Source organism: Sinorhizobium prairiense (genome assembly GCF_029201645.2).
Lineage (GTDB): Bacteria > Pseudomonadota > Alphaproteobacteria > Rhizobiales > Rhizobiaceae > Sinorhizobium > Sinorhizobium meliloti_A.
The window spans coordinates 1249855-1267782 of record NZ_CP104131.1; the positions used below are offsets into that span (position 1 = coordinate 1249855).

Sequence of the window (17928 nt, forward strand, 5' to 3'; positions counted from 1 at the left end):
CTGCGGGCGTGCGGACAGGCAGAGGCGCCATGACGTTCAGGCTTCGCTTCCGGGACTGGCTGCTGGCCAATGATCCGGCCTTTTCCCGGCTGCGGCAGGCGTCCCGCATAACGGCGACGGTGGTGATCTCGGTTGCTCTGCTGATCGCCTTCCATTTCATCGCCACACCGCTGCCGCCGGCCGCCTATGGGCTTGCGATAACGCTTTCGATCGAAGGCGGCCTGGCGGTTCGCGACCGGACAGCCTCGGAACAACTGGTCACGCGTATTCTGGCGGTCGTCACGGGCGTTGCGATGGTCACGCTCGCCTCTACGCTGGAACGCTACCGGCACGTTTCCGATCTCGTTTTTCTCGTGGTGATCTTCGTAGCCGTCTATGGCCGCGCCTTCGGTCAGCGGTGGTTCGCCGTCGGCATGTTCGCCTTCATGTCCTATTTCACCGGAGCCTATCTGCGCCCGTCGCTGGATCAGTTGCCGGCGCTGGTTCTCGGTGCCGGGATCTCGGCGGCGACCGCGCATCTTGTGCGAACCGTCCTTCTTCCGGACGACCGCTACCGTGATCTCCTGAGGGCGATCGCGAGCGTCCAGCAGAGAGTGGATGAAATCCTTCATGAGATCGCAGCGGCTGCGCGCAGGCCCATTCTCAAGGCTGCCGATCGCCGCAGGCTGCACGCGCTGGAGGAGAGATTGAAGGAAGCCGTGTTGATGGCGGAGAGCTTCATTGCGACGGACAACCGCCGCCCGGCGCCGGAACCCGGCGTCGTCTCTGCGGACCTCGCCATCGGGCTCTTCGACATTCATCTTGCGGCCGAGAGCGTGATCGTGCTCAGCCTTCAGGCAATGCCGCCTGCGATAGTTGTCGACGCAGCCCTGGCGAAAAATTCGGGCGAGATAGAACGGGGAATGCAGTCGCTGGGCGAGGCGAATGTCAGGCAGCTCGAGGCTGCGAGGGCTCTGCTTTGGCTTCATACGGTTCGAGATCGCCTCGATCGCAGTCTGGGCGCCCTCAAGGAGGCCGACCTCGACGAACCGCATCCGGTGCCATCTCCTGAGCCCTCGGCGGCAGTGGCTCGCTTTTCCATGGCCGACCCGGCTTTACGGAGCGCGATCCAGATTACCCTCGCCTCGGGCATCGCAATGGTGTTCGGCCTGATGCTTTCACGCGAGCGCTGGTTCTGGGCGGTTCTCGCTGCGTTCCTCGTCTTCACCAATACGCGCTCCCGGGGTGATACCGCAGTGAAGGCCTTGCAGCGGTCGGCCGGCACATTGGCGGGCATCGTCGTCGGACTTGCGGCGGCAAGCGCGATCGGCGGGACTGTCTATATAGTCCTGCCCCTGGGTGCGGCCTGCATCTTTCTGGCCTTCTATTTCCTCCCGGTCTCCTACGCGACCATGACGTTCTTCGTCTCGGTCGTCCTCTCTCTCGCCTACAGCCTGCTCGGCGTTTTGACGCCGCAGCTTCTGGAGCTGCGTCTCGAGGAGACGCTTGTCGGCTCAATCGCCGGCGCGGCGGTAGCTTTCGTCGTGTTTCCGACGAAGACCCGCACGACGCTCGATGGGGCGATCAGAAACTGGTGCGACAAGCTCGCCGAATTGCTGGAGGAGGCAAGGAGGGGAACGTCAGGCCTTGATCTCGTCAGCCGGTCGCAGGCGCTCGACCGCGCCTACAGGGACCTGGCCGCTGCCGCCAAACCGCTCGGCGTCTCCTGGCAGCTCGTCACCCGCCCGGGGCATGTGCGCCAGACCCTGGCGGTGTTCATGGGCTGCACCTATTGGGCGCGCATATTCGCGCGAAAGATGTCGCAGGCCGCGGAAAGCCCGGATGACTTCGCGGCGCAGATCGCGGAAAATCTGAAGCTCGCAAGCAAGGTGCGCGAAACCGGAGCGGACTATTTCTACCGGTCCCGGAGCGTCGCTGCGCCGGTCGAGCGTCATCTGCCGGTATCGCGCGACGACGCAGGCCTTGGGCTGGAGATGGTTGCCGTTTCGCTCGGGCGTCTTCATTCGCCGCGCGTGCGGCCCGCCGGGCAGGAGCGCGGGCTTTAAATCCGCGTCCATATATGCGAGGGAAGCGCCGAACAGAAGGCACACAGGCGATGGCAGGCACAAACAGCGAGCGCGAACTTTTAACGGAAGGTCCGGCGATCATTCTCGCCTTTCCCCAGCTCGGCGAGAATATCGGCATGGTGGCGCGCGCCATGGCGAATTTCGGCCTGTCCGAACTGCGCCTCGTCAGCCCGCGCGATGGCTGGCCGAGTGAAAAGGCACGCTCCGCCGCCAGCCGCGCCGATCACGTGATCGACGGTGCCAAGCTCTACGAAACGCTCGAAGAGGCGCTCGCCGACCTCAATTTCGTCTACGCGACCACCGCGCGCGACCGCGACGGCTTCAAACCCGTGCGCTCGCCGATCGTCGCCGCCCGGGAACTCCGTCACCGGTTCAAGGAGGGCGAGAAGGTCGGCATCATTTTCGGCCGCGAGCGCACCGGACTGACCAATGCCGAGGTCGCGCTTGCCGACGAGATCGTGACCTTTCCGGTCAATCCCGCCTTCGCTTCGCTGAACCTCGCCCAGGCAGTGCTGCTCATGTCCTATGAGTGGCTGAAGACCGGCATGACCTCCGAGGACGAGACATCTTTCCAGGCGAGCCAGCAGCGCCCGGCGACGAAGGAGCAGTTGCATGGGCTCTGCGAGCATCTGGAAGAGGCACTCGACGCGCGCAACTATTTCCGTTCCGCCGACAAAAAGCCGAAATTGGTCGAGAATCTGCGCGCGGTTCTGACCAGACCATCCTTTACCGAATCGGAAATCCAGGTGCTGCGCGGCGTCATTTCTTCGCTCGACCGTTTCACGCGCGAAAATCCGCGTGGCTCCGCAGCTCCGCCCGGGCATAGCAGGAAAGAACAGAGCGGCGGTGACAAAGACTGAGCTGAAGCCCATTCTCGTCTTCGACAGCGGGATCGGTGGCCTGACGGTGCTGCGCGAGGCGCGCGTGCTGATGCCGGAGCGGCATTTCATCTACGTCGCCGACGATGCCGGTTTTCCCTATGGTGGCTGGGAGGAGGGCGCTCTGAAGGAGCGGGTGATCGCTCTATTCGGTGGGCTGCTTGCCGAGCATGATCCGGAAATCTGCATCATCGCCTGCAATACGGCATTCACGCTCGTCGGCGCGGATCTGCGCGCCGCCTATCCGCAGATGACCTTCGTCGGCACCGTTCCGGCCATCAAGCCTGCGGCCGAGCGCACCCGCTCCGGCCTCGTTTCGGTGCTTGCGACTCCGGGAACCGTAAAGCGCGCCTACACCCGCGATCTCATCCAGTCCTTCGCCTCGCAATGTCACGTCAGACTGGTCGGCTCGGAGAACCTCGCGCGCATGGCGGAAGCCTATATTCGAGGCGACGCATTGGGTGACGAGGCGGTTCTCGCCGAGATCGCGCCCTGCTTCGTGGAGGCGGAGGGAAAGAGAACCGATATCGTCGTGCTGGCCTGTACGCACTATCCTTTCATGGCCAATGTTTTCCGCCGGCTGGCGCCCTGGCCGGTAGACTGGCTGGATCCGGCCGAAGCGATCGCGAGGCGGGCTCGCTCGCTGGTGCCGCTGCCGAACGGGTTCGAGCCATTGAACGGCGAGGACCCGGCGATCTTCACATCGGGCAATCCCGATTTCACGACACGCCGTCTGATGCAAGGCTTCGGCTTGAGAGTTGTTGCCGCTGCCGCAACTGCGGACAGGCGCGAAGCGGTCACCTAAATCGGCGCACGACATTGCTGCGCATGTCCGAGAGCGGCATTCGAGCGCCAACTATTCCCTGTGGGTTTCCATAATCGGCGGCACGTTCGAGCGCGATCCATGCTAGGTGTTGCCCGTTTTGGCGACCCGTCCGCGGCCGCGAATCAACCCGTCACGAAGAGGTAAGGATGAAAGTCGGCATCGACATGGGAACGACGTCCGAAGGGACCTCGGCCTCGCTCGATATCGAAGAGCTTCTGGCGACGCGTCTTCTCGTGCAGGGCAATTCCGGCTCCGGCAAGTCGCATCTGCTCCGCCGTCTGCTGGAACAATCCGCGCCCTGGGTGCAGCAGTGCATCATCGATCCGGAAGGCGATTTCGTCACGCTTGCCGACAAGTTCGGCCATGTGGTGATCGAGGGGGAGCGTACCGATGCGGAGCTCATCGGCATCGCCACCCGCATCCGTCAGTACCGCGTTTCCTGCGTGCTTTCCCTCGAAGGGCTGGATGTCGAGCAGCAGATGCGCAGCGCCGGCGTGTTTCTGAATGCAATGTTCGATGCGGACCGGGAATATTGGTATCCCGTTCTGGTGGTCGTCGACGAGGCGCAGATGTTCGCACCGTCGGTCGGCGGCGACGTCTCGGAGGAAATACGCAAGGTTTCGCTCGGCGCGATGACCAATCTCATGTGCCGCGGCCGCAAGCGCGGACTTGCCGGCGTCATCGCCACCCAGCGCCTCGCCAAGCTCGCCAAGAACGTGGCGGCAGAGGCCTCGAACTTCCTGATGGGACGCACCTTCCTCGACATCGACATGCTGCGTGCCGCCGATCTGCTCGGCATGGACCGGCGCACCGCCGAGATGTTTCGCGACCTGAAGCGGGGCTCCTTCGTGGCGCTCGGTCCCGCGCTTTCCCGCCGGCCGTTGAGGGTAACGATCGGTTCGGTCGAGACCTCGGCACGGTCGATGAGCCCGAAGCTGATGCCGCTGCCCGAAGCGCCGCAGGACGTGGCGGACCTGATCTTCACGCCCGACCCGGAGGAATTCACCCGCCCGGTCGTCCGCCGCACAGCGCCGCAGCCGCGCCCCGCGAGCGATATTCTCGCGGAGCTGTCGCGACCAAGGCCCGAGCCCGCAGCGCCCGTGGAGGCCAAGCCGGTGCCACCGGAAATCTCGGCGGAGGAGCGGGAGGCGCTGATCGGCAGCCTCTTTGCCGAAATCGTTGCAAATCCGGAAGCCGCGTTCAGGCCCGATGCGGAGCTCTACCAGGACTTTCTCGTGCGCTGCCGCATTCGCCGCGTCCCCGGACCCGCGCTCTCCTTGAGCGCATTCCGCCGCAAGATGGCCGTTGCCCGATCGGGCATCGATGCCGAGACGGCGGAAAGCGAGGATTGGGCCTCGGCGATTGGGCTGGCCGACCGGGTCACGGAAGACCTGCAGGCGGTTTTCCTGATGTTGGCACAGGCGGCCCTGCGCGGGCTGCCTTGTCCGTCGGACGCTATGATCGCCCGCGCCTACGGAACGCATTCGGCCCGTCGCGCACGGCGATTGCTCGGTTATTTCGAAGAGCAGGGGCTCGTCGTGGTGCATGCGGATTTCTCCGGCAAGCGCATCGTCGCTTTCCCCGACCTCGGCAAGGAAACGGCTCCGGGCGACGCCAATGCCCCGGACACGGGCGATTCAACGCGCGCGGCCGCCGAGTGAAATTGAATTCGGAAGTGCGGCTGAATTTGCCATTGTTCCTGTCATATTCCGTTGACAATTCGCCGCCCAGTGCTTAAAGACCCGCTCAACGCCGGGCAGTGATGCCCGGTGTTTCATTTGACATGTCCCGTGGTTTCTCCGGCAGCGTGATCGTGAGAAGCCTGTCAGAGCCCCAAAAATGGGTTCAGAGGAGGGCGTGTTTCCTTGATCCGGTTTGGCAGCAAACCGGTGTAACACTTTGAAAGGAAATGCGATGAGCAAGCGCGAGTCGTCCAAGTACAAAATTGACCGCCGTATGGGCGAAAATATCTGGGGCCGTCCGAAGTCCCCGGTGAACCGTCGCGAATATGGCCCGGGCCAGCACGGCCAGCGCCGCAAGTCCAAGCTTTCCGACTTCGGCGTGCAGCTGCGCGCCAAGCAGAAGCTGAAGGGCTACTACGGCGATATCCGTGAAAAGCAGTTCCGTGCGATCTTCGCCGAAGCATCGCGCCGCAAGGGCGACACCCCGGAGAACCTGGTCGGCCTGCTCGAATCGCGCCTCGACGCGATCGTCTACCGCGCCAAGTTCGTTCCGACCGTTTTCGCCGCGCGCCAGTTCGTCAACCATGGCCACGTCAAGGTCAACGGCGTTCGCGTCAATATCGGTTCCTACCGCTGCAAGCCGGGCGACGTCATCGAAGTCAAAGAAAAATCCAAGCAGCTCGTTACGGTGCTCGAAGCCGTACAGCTCGCCGAGCGTGACGTTCCTGATTACATCGAAGCCGATCACAACAAGATGGTCGCGACCTTCGTTCGCGTTCCCGCGCTCTCGGACGTGCCGTACCCGGTCGTCATGGAGCCGCACCTGGTCGTCGAATTTTATTCGCGTTAATCAGGCCCGCCTGAACGAATTGGAAAACCGCCCGGAGACGGGCGGTTTTTTTGTACGAAGTTGCCGGACGAATCCCATAGACTGGAGGCGGGCGCAGGACGGAGTGTCCTGAACGAGACCGCTTCCGAAGTGAGAAGTGCCGTATGCGTGAGCCGAAACCGCAAGAAGACCTCCAGGCGATCATCGACGACATCTTTCTGGAACTGACGCCGCGCCTCGGCGAAGGGAAGGTTGCGGATTATATTCCGCAGCTAGCACGCGTCGATGCCCGCCACTTCGGCATGGCGATCGTCACAACGGGCGGCAAGGTCTATCGCGCCGGCGATGCGGAGATGCCGTTCTCCATTCAGAGCATCTCCAAGGTGTTCACGCTCACGCTGGCGCTGGGCAAACACGGCGAAAACATCTGGAACCGGGTTGGGCGCGAGCCTTCGGGCTCGGCCTTCAATTCGATCGTGCAGCTCGAGCATGAGGGCGGCAAGCCGCGCAACCCCTTCATCAATGCCGGCGCGATCAGGATAAGCGATCTCATTCTCGCCGGCCACACGCCGAAGGAGCTGATCGGGGAGATCGTTCGCTTCGTTCGTTATCTCGCGGATGACGAGGACATCGTGATCGATCATGAAGTCGCACGCTCGGAGACCGCGACCGGTTACCGCAACATCGCGCTTGCGAATTTCATGCGCTCCTTCGGCCGGCTCGATCATCCGGTCGAGCACGTGCTCGGCGTCTATTTCCATCATTGCGCGCTCGCGATGACCTGTAGCCAGCTCGCCAAAGCCGGTCTGTTTCTGGCCGCCGGCGGCACCAACCCGCTGACCGGGCATTCGGTCGTGTCGCGCCAGCGCGCGCGGCGCATCAATGCGCTTATGCTCACCTGCGGCCATTATGACGGCTCCGGGGATTTTGCCTACCGGGTCGGTCTGCCGGGGAAGAGCGGCGTCGGCGGCGGCATCATGGCGGTGGCGCCGGGCAAGGCGTCTATTGCCGTCTGGTCGCCGGGGCTCAACGAATACGGCAATTCGCTGCTGGGGTCGCTGGCGCTCGAAATGCTGGCTGCGCGTACGGGTTGGTCGGTGTTCGGGCCGTAAGCGCGCGGAAAGCCGCCGCCCCTGTACCCTTCACGGGACGCCGGGGGCCCACACGCCCGTTTTTTCTTGATCTTCCCGGCCGGACGGGGCAAGTGCTGCTTCAGAAAACAGAGCGCAACCTGCGCTCTGCACAATCCGAGATTGCCGCCATGGAAGTCGCACAATCCTCCCCCGACGAGACAGGCAGCGTCATTGAAGATGACGCCGCATTCGAAGGTGCGGCCCATCCGCTTTTTTCGCGCATGCCGTCCTCCGTCTCCTTCAACAAGCTGCGCAAGCGCCTGCTCAGGCAGGTGCGCCAGGCGCTCGACGATTTCGGCATGCTCAAGGGCTCCAGACGCTGGCTTGTCGGCGTTTCGGGTGGAAAGGACAGCTACAGCCTGCTGGCGCTGCTGATGGACCTGCAGTGGCGGGGTCTGCTTCCCGTCGAAATCGTCGCCTGCAATCTGGATCAGGGGCAGCCGAATTTTCCGAAGCATGTCCTGCCCGACTATCTCCGGTCCATCGGCGTCGAGCACCGCATCGAATACCGCGACACCTATTCGATAGTGAAAGAGAAGGTGCCGGCGGGCGCGACCTATTGTTCGCTCTGTTCACGGCTGCGGCGCGGCAATCTTTATCGCATCGCCCGGGAGGAGGGCTGCGACGCATTGGTGCTTGGCCATCATCGGGAAGACATCCTCGAAACCTTTTTCATGAACTTTTTCCATGGCGGGCGCCTGGCGTCGATGCCGGCAAAGCTTCTCAACGACGAGGGCGATCTGATGGTTCTGCGGCCGCTTGCCTATGCGGCAGAGGACGATCTGGCGAAGTTCGCCGCGGCCATGGAGTTCCCGATCATCCCCTGCGACCTCTGTGGCTCGCAGGATGGGCTCGAGCGCAATGCAATGAAGGCGATGCTTGCGGATATCGAGCGGCGCATGCCGGGCCGCAAGGACACGATGCTGCGCGCGCTCGGACACGTGAACGCCTCGCATCTGCTCGATCCGAAGCTTTTCGACTTCCAATCCCTCTCTCCGGAGCCCAAAGAATGAGCCATTCCGTCGACATCGCCGCACTTGCCAACCTGCTGCAGGAAGCGGCGGTAAAGGAAATCCTCCCGCGCTTTCGCAATCTCGGCTCCGGCGATGTGCGGATGAAATCGGAAGCGATCGACCTGGTGACGGAAGGCGACGAGGCCGCCGAGAGGCTGATCAAGGCGAATATAGACGCGATTGCGCCGGGGGCCGTGTTCATCGGCGAGGAATCCGTCGCCGCCGATCCGGCGCTCCTCGACAAGCTCGCCGGTGCAGATCTCGCGATCGTCGTCGATCCGATCGACGGCACCTTCAATTTCGCAGCCGGCCTGCCGCTCTTCGGAGTGATGGCGAGCGTCGTTGCCGGGGAGAGACCGTCGCAGGGATCATCTACGATCCGCTCGGCAACGACTGGGTCATCGCCGAGCGGGGCTCCGGCGCGTGGATGTGCCGGCCCGACGGGACGCAGGAGAGACTGTCGGTCACAGCCGGGGTCACCGTCGACAACATGGTGGGCGTCGCATCGGCCGGGTTTTACGCGCAGGCCGAGCGCCGCATCGTCATGGGCAATATGGCGAAGGTCCGGATGGCCACGAGCTATCGCTGCGCGGCGCATGAATACCGAATCTTTGCCGGCGGTCATCTGCACTTCCTGATGTATCAGAAGCTTATGCCCTGGGACCACCTTGCCGGCACCCTGATCGCCGAAGAGGCCGGCGCCTATGCGGCCCGTTTCGACGGCTCGCGTTATCTTCCCGCGCACACGAACGGCGGGCTGCTTCTGGCGACCGACAAGGAGAGCTGGGAGGAGTTGCGGCGGGAGGTCTTCACCGTCTGATCTGAAAAGCCCTTTCGAACGACAGAGGCCGCCCGGTTTTCCGGGCGGCCTCTGTCGTTAGACCCGATGCACCCTCCGGACGGAAGACCGCTACACAGTTTCCTGGAAGTGCTCTAAAGGTGTCCGCCGCCGTGTTCGTGCGTCCCATCGCTGTCGCCCGGATGGGTGAACAGCTTTCCATTTTCCGCCCAGAGCGTTGCGAGGATGGTCAGCACGCCGAACAGGGCGTAGCCGCCGAAGAGCGGCTGCAGCGTGCCGTTGAAGAGCTGGCCGACGGCACCGCCGATCAGCGCACCGCCGGTGGTGGAGACGAAACCGGTGACGGCGGTTGCCGTGCCCGCCAGATGTCCCATAGGCTCGAGGCTGATGGCCGTGAAGTTGGTGGCGATGACGGCGAAGAACATCAGCAATAACGAAAACAGGAGATAGCTGATGGCGAAGGCCGGAGTGCCCGCGAGCGACAGGACGTAACCGGTCGCAGCAAAGAGGGTGAAGAGGATCATCGCGGCATGCGAGATGCGTCGCATGCCGAAACTGCGCACGAAATAGCCGTTGGCGAAGTTCGCGACCGCTATCCCGCCGGCGGTGCCTGCAAAGGCGATAGGCATCCAGTCACTGAGGTTGTAGACCTCGCCGAAGACCTGCTGAACGCTGACGACATAGGCGCAAATGACGGCGGTAAACAGGGTCATTCCGATCATGTAGCCGCAGGTGATGCGGTTCGTGAGCACCGTGCGGAAGCCGGAAAGGACCGCTCCCACCGAAAGCGGCAGACGTTCCTCCTTCGGCAGGGACTCCTTCATCCGGGTCAGCGCCCAGACGAACAGGGCGGTGCCGACGACGCCGATCAAGATGAAGATCCAGTGCCAGTCGGCATAGGCGATCACCACTTGGCCAAGTGTCGGGGCGACGATCGGCACGATCATGAAGACGATCATCACATAGGACATGACGCGCGCCATGTCGCGGCCGCCGAAACAGTCGCGGACGATCGCCATGGTCGTGATGCGGACGGCGGCACCGCCGATGCCCTGGATGAAGCGGAGCAGGAGCAGCGTCTCTATGCTTTCGACCCAGGAGGCGGCGAACATCGACACGCTGAAGAGTGCAAGGCCGCAAAGGAGAACGGACCGGCGCCCGAAGGCATCCGAAAGGCTCCCGAAGAATATCTGGGAGAGGCCGAAGCCGAGAAAGAAGACGCCGATCACGAGTTGCGTATCGTTGGCGTTGGCAACGTTGAGCGTCTGGCCGATGCTCGGCAGAGCCGGCAGCATGCTGTCGATCGCGAGCGCAATGCTCGCGGTCATGACTGCAATGGTGACGATGAATTCGACAAGGCCCATTCCGAGACGCGCGGCGCCCGAAGCCTGATCGGCATGGCCCGATGATTGTTCACCAAGCGAAGATTGTTGGGAAACGGAAGTCATGTTCAAAACATCCAAAATGGACTGGGAGGAAAAATCGGTGGCCTCGAGCCGATCCGGCTAGCCTGCCGGATTGTGCGGTTTGAAGAGCTTGCCGCCCTCTGCGATCAGCACGCAGACAAGCGCCACGAGTGCGACCGTGAAGAAGCCGACCGCAAGGGGCGTGACGCTGTTATCGAATGCCTGGCCGATGAACGCGCCGATGATTCCGCCGCCGATCGTCTGCGTGAAGCCGAGAACGGATGAGGCGGTGCCGGCAACGTGGCCGAGCGGTTCCATCGCCATGGCGTTGAAGTTGGCGGCGATCAGCCCGAACTGGAACATGGTGGCGGCATGAAGGAGCATGAAGACCGGCAAAGGCAGCGGCCCGATCAATGAAGCCGACATCCAGATGAAACTTGCCAGGGTGAAGCCGAGAAGCGCGGCGTGCGACAATGCCCGCATGCCGAACGTCCGGACAAGTCGCGAATTGGTAAAGGAGGCGACCGCCATCATGCCGGCGAAAGCGGCGAATACTGCCGGAAACCAGACGCCCAGGCCATAGACGCCGACGAGAATTTGTTGCGCCGAGTTGATGAAACCGAAGAGACCGCCAAGGAGAGCCGACGTCGCGAGCGTATAGAACAGCGCCAGCCGGTTCGTCAGCACGATGCGGAAGCCCGCAAGTATGGACGAGGCCGTGAAGGGGCGCCGGTTGGCGGGGGCCAAAGTCTCACGAAGGCGCAAGGCGACCGGAAGCGCTACGGCAACCGCGAACAGTGCGATCACGACGAAGATCATGTGCCATTCGGAAAAGAGCATGATCAATTGTCCGATGCTCGGCGCGATGACCGGGACGATCATGAACACCATCATTACCAGCGACATGATCTCGGCCATCTGCCGCCCGCCATAGACATCGCGCACGATGGAAACGGTGATGACGCGGGTTGCCGCCGCGCCTATGCCCTGAACGAGCCGAAGGAAGAGGAGTGTCGTGAAGGTCGGTACGAAGACGATCGCGAGAGCGCTGACGCCGTAAAGGGCCAGCCCGCCCAACAAGGGTGCCTTTCGCCCGAAGCGGTCGGACAGGGGGCCGAAGAACAGTTGCGCGAACCCCATGCCGAGCAGGTAGGCGGTTATGACGTATTGCCGATGGTTCTCATCGGCCACGCCGAGGCTCGCGCCGATTTCCTGCAGCCCGGGCAACATGATGTCGATCGAGATCGCATTGATGGACATCAGCATGGCCATCAATGCAATGAACTGGACTTTCGTCAGCCCGGAGAGGGTGGCGGCTTGGTCTATGGGCCTTGTCATTTCATACATCCTGCCGGCTGCCGCTTTCCCGGAGCCGGTTCTTTGCCACGCCGAGCCAGTGCGTGGCACGTTTCGCAATGATTTGGATCTGCTGAATAAATTCAGTCTTTTGTTGTGTCGGATCGAAGAAGGACGCAGTACTCGCCGGCGGAAGAGGCCGCACCCTTGGGCAGGGCTGCGTACGAGACCGCGCGGCCGGTCGTCCATGACGCCCATGACTGGCGTGAATTTCGCCGCCCGCTCATGAAGCGTATCGAACATTAGGCGCGCGGCATATTGCTTCGGAATCAAAAAAGGCGGTTACCCGCCTTTTCCGATCATCGCAAAGATGCGGTTCGGAGGGTGTTAGGCGGCGCCCTTGACGGAAATACCCTGTCCCTGAAGAAGCGTCTGCAACTCGCCCGCCTGGAACATCTCCCGCACGATGTCGCAACCGCCGACGAACTCGCCCTTTACGTAAAGCTGCGGAATGGTCGGCCAATTGGAATAATCCTTGATGCCCTGACGCAGATCGGCATCGGCGAGCACGTTGATGCCCTTATAGTCGACGCCGACGTAATCCAGGATCTGCACCACCTGGCCGGAGAAACCGCACTGCGGAAACTGCGGCGTTCCCTTCATGAAAAGAACGACGTCGTTGCTCTTGACCTCGTTATCGATGAAATCGCTGATTCCGCTCATCTTGTCTTCCTTCCTTCGCCGGTTTCAAGGACCGGATATCGATTGGGGTCTAGATAGCACGCATGGACGTGGTTTTCACCACCCAATCGCAAAATTATTGATGGTCCCTCAAAGTTCGGCTTCCGCACCACTATCCGCGGGACACGAGGGCTAGGGGATCTAGGCCGAGCGGCGGCGCAGTTTGCTCCGGGAAGCCGCGGTCCGGCGACGGCTCACCTGCTTCTTTGCCGGTTTACGCAAGGCCGCCTCGACGATGTCAGCCAGTATGCCGCCAGACTTGGCTTTCCTGCTTCGCCGTTTCGCCCGTTTGGCCGCGGTTCCGGTCGCTCTGGTTTTCTTGAGGATCTCTTTCAATGCGCTGTCAACGACCCCGCTTACGAGCTCCTTGATCAGGTCGACCATTTCCGCCTCACTCCGGCGCGCTGGTTTGAAGGGCGAGCGCATGCAGAATGCCGCCCATGTTGCCCTTCAGGGCGTTGTAGACCATCTGGTGCTGCTGCACGCGCGTCTTGCCACGAAACGCTTCGGCCACGACTTCGGCGGCATAGTGGTCGCCGTCACCGGCCAGATCACGAATCGTGACCTTTGCGCCGGGAATCCCGGCCTTGATCATGTCTTCGATATCGCCTGGTGCCATGGGCATGATACGCCAACTCCCTTGTAATTTTGCGGCGCGGCGGCATTGCCGCCGCCCGCTATGAACTAAAGGGAACACGATTCAGGGGCCGAAGGCAAATGCTGTTTCGGCCGTCTGCCGGCCGGCGGGTCAATTGTCCGGTGCGAGATCGCCACCCATGTAATTGGGGAACCACGCCTCATGTGCGGAACGCAATTCGTCGACGGATACGGGCCTGGCGTTTCCGAGCTGCACCGCATTTCCGCCTGTCCTGCCGATCACCGGCAGCGCAACGCCGGCGGCTTTTGCCCGCGCGGCCACCGTCTCGGCCGAACCCTCCGCGACGGTTACGACATAGCGCCCCTGGTCTTCGCCGTAGAAGACCGGGATCGGGTCGTGTTCCGGCGGTGTATCGATCGTCGCGCCGATGCCGGAAGCGATGGCCATCTCGGCCACGGCGAGCGCAAGTCCGCCCGAGGAGCAGTCGTGCACGGCCGTAACCAGGCCGTCCTCGATCAATCCGCGAACGAAATCGCCGACCTTGCGTTCATGGCCGAGGTCGACATGCGGCGCGGGACCGTCGGTGCGGCCATGGATGTCGCGCATGTAGACCGACTGGCCGATATGCGTTCCCCAGCTCTGCGGAGCACCGGCGAGGAGGATGGTCTCGTTCGCCGCAGCAAAGCGAATCCGCGCCATCTTCGACCAGTCGCGGACGAGGCCGACGCCTCCGATGGTAGGGGTCGGCAGGATCGCCTGGCCGTTGGTCTCGTTGTAGAGCGAGACGTTGCCGGAGACGATCGGGAAGTCGAGTGCCTGGCAGGCTTCGCCGATACCTTTGATCGCATGGACGAGCTGGCTCATGATCTCCGGCCGTTCGGGATTGCCGAAGTTCAAATTATCTGTGGCGGCGAGTGGCAGCGCGCCGGTCGCAGTCAGGTTGCGCCAGCACTCGGCGACCGCCTGCTTGCCGCCCTCGAACGGATCGGCTTCGACGTAGCGCGGCGTAACGTCCGAAGAAAAGGCAAGTGCCTTGGTCTCATGGCCCTCGACGCGGATTACGCCGGCGTCGCCGCCCGGAAGCTGCAGCGAATTACCCTGGATCAGCGTGTCATACTGCTCATAGACCCAGCGGCGCGAGGAATTGTTGGCGGAACCGACAAGCTTCAGAAGCGCATCGGACACATCAGCCTGCGGAATGTCGTTGGTGGCGAGCGGCGAGGGTGTCCTTGCCGGCGTCCAGGGGCGGTCGTATTCCGGCGCCTCGTCTCCGAGTTCCTTGATCGGCAGGTTCGCGACTTCTTCGCCCTGGTGCAGAATGCGGAAACGCAGGTCGTCGGTGGTCTTGCCGACGATCGCGAAATCGAGGCCCCATTTGACGAAGATGGCCTTGGCTTCCTCTTCCTTTTCCGGGCGCAGCACCATCAGCATGCGCTCCTGGCTTTCCGAAAGCATCATCTCATAGGCCGTCATGCGCTCTTCGCGCACCGGCACCTTGTCGAGATCGAGTTCGATGCCGAGATCGCCCTTGGCGCCCATTTCGACGGCCGAGCAGGTGAGTCCGGCAGCGCCCATGTCCTGGATCGCAATGACCGCACCGGTCTGCATCAGCTCCAGGCAGGCTTCGAGCAGGCACTTCTCGGTGAAGGGATCGCCAACCTGAACGGTCGGACGCTTCTCCTCGATCGACTCGTCGAACTCGGCCGATGCCATCGTCGCGCCGCCGACACCGTCGCGTCCGGTCTTGGCGCCGAGATAGACGACCGGGAGGCCGACGCCTTCCGCCTTCGAGTAGAAGATCGCGTCGGTCTTGGCGAGCCCCGCAGCGAAGGCATTGACGAGGATGTTGCCATTGTAGCGCGCGTCGAACTCGACTTCGCCGCCGACCGTCGGCACGCCGAAGGAATTGCCGTAGCCGCCGACGCCTGCGACGACGCCCGAGACGAGGTGGCGGGTCTTCGGGTGATCCGGTGAACCGAAGCGCAGCGCGTTCATCGCCGCTACCGGACGCGCACCCATCGTGAAGACATCACGCAGGATGCCGCCGACGCCCGTTGCCGCTCCCTGGTAGGGCTCGATGTAGGAGGGATGGTTGTGGCTCTCCATCTTGAAGACGACGCAGTCACCGTCGTCGATGTCGACCACGCCGGCGTTCTCGCCCGGGCCCTGGATGACGCGAGGCCCCTTGGTCGGGAGCGTGCGAAGCCATTTCTTCGAGGACTTGTACGAGCAATGCTCGTTCCACATGGCGGAGAAGATGCCAAGCTCCGTAAAGGTCGGCTCGCGCCCGATCAGGTTCAGGATGCGTTCGTATTCGTCGGACTTGAGCCCGTGCGAGGCGATCAGGTCCGGGGTGATGGGGCGGGTGTTGGAAATCGTCATCGTCGACCGTCAAATCCTTCGGGCGGCGCGCAACCCTGGCTTCAAAGGGAAGGCGCGTGCGTACCGCAACGTAACAGGGGCGCTTTGCGGCTTCTTTAGCCTATGCTGCGACGCGGCGCGACAGAAAAATACGGTCGATCAACAGGGCGGCAGCCCGGATTTCAGCCCGTCGGACCGGGACTTTAGAACTGGTAGCCGAGCATCAGCCCCGCACGCGTGAGCCCGTCGTTCGGGCCGTCGCAGAGGTTGGCATTGGACGCATGCTCGACCGTGGCCGAGAGATTCCAGTGATCGTCGAAACGGTAGCCCGCTGCTGCATATTCGCGAAACAGCAGCCTGCAGCCGAGTTTCGGTCCGTCCGATCCATCGTCATTGAGATCGCCGTCATGCACCGTGCCGCCGGCGCCGAGCTCGATGAAAAAGCGCTCGGTGATGTCGGCATTCCAACTCAAGCCGGCGTAGATTTCGTTTACGCCGCTGGACGAGGTCGCGACGGACGCGCCGGCATGGATCCGCGGCCGCAGGATTTTCTCGACAAGGCCGCTTGCGCTGCCGGCGCCGAGCGGATCGAAGAACAATGTAGCGGAGGGGAAGACCCCGTCTTCCTGATTTGAGCCGTTGCCGATCGAGGTCGTAGCGCCGAACCGCAATTCATCGAAGACACCTTCTGCTGCACCGGCCTGAGAACCGATGAGTGCGCTCGAAAGCGTCAGGGATGCTGCAACGAATGTAAACGGTCCCCGACCTGCAAACGAGCGGAAATCCTTCATGCTCAAACCTTCCAGTGCGAATCAATTCTGCGGGATCAAAAGCAAGAATAGATTGCCGAGGCTTGTGCGAAAGTCACCTCTAAAAAGTAATCAATCGAAACTGTCGTATCCGGCGCGCCCGCTATCGAGAAGACGGCGCAGTATTTCGAAGCCTCTTCGCACCTCGGATCGTTCGGTGGGCGAGGAGAAACCGACGCGGATACGGTGAAAAACCCGGTCGGAGCGTCCGGCCTTGAATTCATCCTCATCGTCGATAAGCACGCCCTCCTGCAGGGCGGCCTGCTTGAAGGTTCCGGAAAGCCAGGGCTCGGGCAGCTTCAGCCAGAAAAACGGAATCTTCGGATGCGAGTTGAAATCGAAGCCCGTGAAGATCTCGCGCGCCAGAGCTTCGCGTGCGCCTATTTCCTCGACGCCGCGATTGCGCAATACCGACGCCGATCCGGAGAGGACCAGACGGGCGCAAAGCTCCGCGAGAATGAAAGGCAGGCCGCCGCTCACCATCTTGTGGGCTACGCGGATGCGCTGGCTGAAATGCGGCGGGCAGGCGACCCAGCCGCCGCGTACGCCGGCAGCAACGGACTTCGAAAGACCGCCGACGAGGAAGGTTCGCTCGGGCGCAAGTTCCATCAGCAATGGCAGCGGGTCCCCGGTCATGGAACCGTAGAGATTGTCCTCGACCAGCCAGACGCCGTATTTGCGCGCGATGTCGGCGATTGCCTGGCGCCGGTCGAGCGGCATGACCGCCACCGTAGGGTTCTGCGCGCCGGGCATCAGAAAGGCGAGTTTCGGGTGCTGCTGGGCACAGACACGCTCGAAATCTTCCGGCCGCATCCCGAATTCGTCGCATTCCACCAGCGCGATCCGCCGGCCGATGAGGCCCGCGCTGCGGCTGATCTGGGAATAGGTCAGCGTCTCGAAGGCGATGCGGTCGCCCGGGGAGGTGACGGCCGAGATCACCGCGACGACTGCGGCATGAGCCCCAAGCGTCGGGACGACCGTTTCCGGCCCTGGCCGGAAATTGCCGCGTGCCAGCCATTGAGATCCAGCCTCGAACCAATGATCCGGAAAGTTGCGGGCATAGCTCGCAATGTCCCCGTGATGCTCGCGGCTGATGTCTCCGAGCAATTGCGCCAGGATGTCGCCCTGTCCGATATCAGGAGCGGCGGTGCTGTCGAAGCGGAGCTTGCCGGCGGGCGCTATGAGCGGGCGCGTCCCTGAAAGCGACGTCGTCAGCGGATCCGACTGCTCCGGCGGCCGGCTTTCCGGATGATCGAGAACGTAGGTGCCGCGGCCGACCTCGCCGCTGACAAGGCCACGTTCGCGGACAATGCCGTAGGCGCGCCCGATCGTGCCGATCGTGACCCCTACATCGAAGGCGAGATTGCGCTGGGGCGGCAGCTTCGTACCCGCGGGCAGTGTGCCGTTGCCGATCGCCTCTTCGATCTGGTCGGCGATGCGCGCGTAAAGCGGCCCGTGACCTTCTTCAATGTCGGGAAGCCAAGTTGTCAT

The 17928-nt window shown here is 62.7% G+C and carries 15 protein-coding genes and 1 pseudogene; 8 read left to right on the forward strand and 8 right to left on the reverse strand.

Going from position 1 to position 17928, the window contains the following annotated elements:
- Positions 1-29 precede the first annotated feature (29 nt).
- The 8 genes and pseudogenes from N0Q91_RS08560 to N0Q91_RS08595 all read left to right on the forward strand — a co-directional run bounded on the left by N0Q91_RS08560 (position 30) and on the right by N0Q91_RS08595 (position 9247).
- Entirely contained in the window at positions 30-2045 is a 2016-nt protein-coding gene (locus tag N0Q91_RS08560; RefSeq protein WP_275597846.1) for an FUSC family protein, read from the forward strand.
- A gap of 50 nt (positions 2046-2095) precedes the next feature.
- Positions 2096-2926 (forward strand): RNA methyltransferase, encoded by an 831-nt coding sequence (locus N0Q91_RS08565; RefSeq protein WP_018095098.1) that lies wholly within the window; start codon positions 2096-2098, stop codon positions 2924-2926.
- Positions 2913-3749 (forward strand): glutamate racemase, encoded by an 837-nt coding sequence (gene murI, locus N0Q91_RS08570; RefSeq protein ID WP_275597847.1) that lies wholly within the window; start codon positions 2913-2915, stop codon positions 3747-3749. Before N0Q91_RS08565 ends, murI begins: the two co-directional genes overlap by 14 nt.
- A gap of 167 nt (positions 3750-3916) precedes the next feature.
- Positions 3917-5431: a helicase HerA domain-containing protein gene (locus N0Q91_RS08575; protein ID WP_275597848.1), complete on the forward strand. Its 1515-nt coding sequence runs from the start codon at positions 3917-3919 to the stop codon at positions 5429-5431.
- Between the two features lie 253 nt (positions 5432-5684).
- Entirely contained in the window at positions 5685-6302 is a 618-nt protein-coding gene (rpsD, locus tag N0Q91_RS08580) for a 30S ribosomal protein S4 (RefSeq protein WP_003533017.1), read from the forward strand.
- Positions 6303-6445: 143 nt separating this feature from the next.
- Entirely contained in the window at positions 6446-7393 is a 948-nt protein-coding gene (locus N0Q91_RS08585; RefSeq protein ID WP_018095095.1) for a glutaminase, read from the forward strand.
- A 149-nt stretch (positions 7394-7542) separates the two neighbouring features.
- A complete protein-coding gene (gene ttcA, locus N0Q91_RS08590) occupies positions 7543-8427 on the forward strand; it encodes a tRNA 2-thiocytidine(32) synthetase TtcA (protein ID WP_275598109.1) in 885 nt (294 codons plus the stop codon).
- Positions 8424-9247 (forward strand): annotated as a pseudogene (locus N0Q91_RS08595) (inositol monophosphatase family protein). Before ttcA ends, N0Q91_RS08595 begins: the two are co-directional and overlap by 4 nt.
- Before the next feature lie 113 nt (positions 9248-9360).
- Here N0Q91_RS08595 and N0Q91_RS08600 read toward each other — a convergent pair.
- The 8 genes from N0Q91_RS08600 to N0Q91_RS08635 form a co-directional block, all read right to left on the reverse strand.
- Complete coding sequence (locus N0Q91_RS08600; RefSeq protein WP_275597849.1) at positions 9361-10674, reverse strand: multidrug effflux MFS transporter; 1314 nt, start codon at positions 10672-10674, stop codon at positions 9361-9363.
- Positions 10675-10731: 57 nt separating this feature from the next.
- On the reverse strand, positions 10732-11979 hold the full coding sequence (locus tag N0Q91_RS08605; protein ID WP_275597850.1) for a multidrug effflux MFS transporter: 1248 nt from the start codon (positions 11977-11979) through the stop codon (positions 10732-10734).
- Between the two features lie 336 nt (positions 11980-12315).
- Positions 12316-12651, reverse strand: coding sequence for a Grx4 family monothiol glutaredoxin (gene grxD / locus N0Q91_RS08610; protein WP_100673141.1), 336 nt, complete (start codon positions 12649-12651; stop codon positions 12316-12318).
- 159 nt (positions 12652-12810) lie between these two features.
- Positions 12811-13053 carry a hypothetical protein gene (locus tag N0Q91_RS08615; RefSeq protein WP_100673142.1) on the reverse strand — a complete coding sequence of 81 codons (243 nt, stop codon included), beginning with the start codon at positions 13051-13053 and terminating at the stop codon, positions 12811-12813.
- A gap of 7 nt (positions 13054-13060) precedes the next feature.
- Positions 13061-13294, reverse strand: coding sequence for a BolA/IbaG family iron-sulfur metabolism protein (locus N0Q91_RS08620; RefSeq protein ID WP_003531391.1), 234 nt, complete (start codon positions 13292-13294; stop codon positions 13061-13063).
- Between the two features lie 123 nt (positions 13295-13417).
- Entirely contained in the window at positions 13418-15649 is a 2232-nt protein-coding gene (gene purL, locus N0Q91_RS08625; RefSeq protein ID WP_275597851.1) for a phosphoribosylformylglycinamidine synthase subunit PurL, read from the reverse strand.
- A gap of 182 nt (positions 15650-15831) precedes the next feature.
- Complete coding sequence (locus tag N0Q91_RS08630; protein ID WP_275597852.1) at positions 15832-16419, reverse strand: acyloxyacyl hydrolase; 588 nt, start codon at positions 16417-16419, stop codon at positions 15832-15834.
- 90 nt (positions 16420-16509) lie between these two features.
- Entirely contained in the window at positions 16510-17928 is a 1419-nt protein-coding gene (locus tag N0Q91_RS08635) for an aminotransferase-like domain-containing protein (protein WP_275597853.1), read from the reverse strand.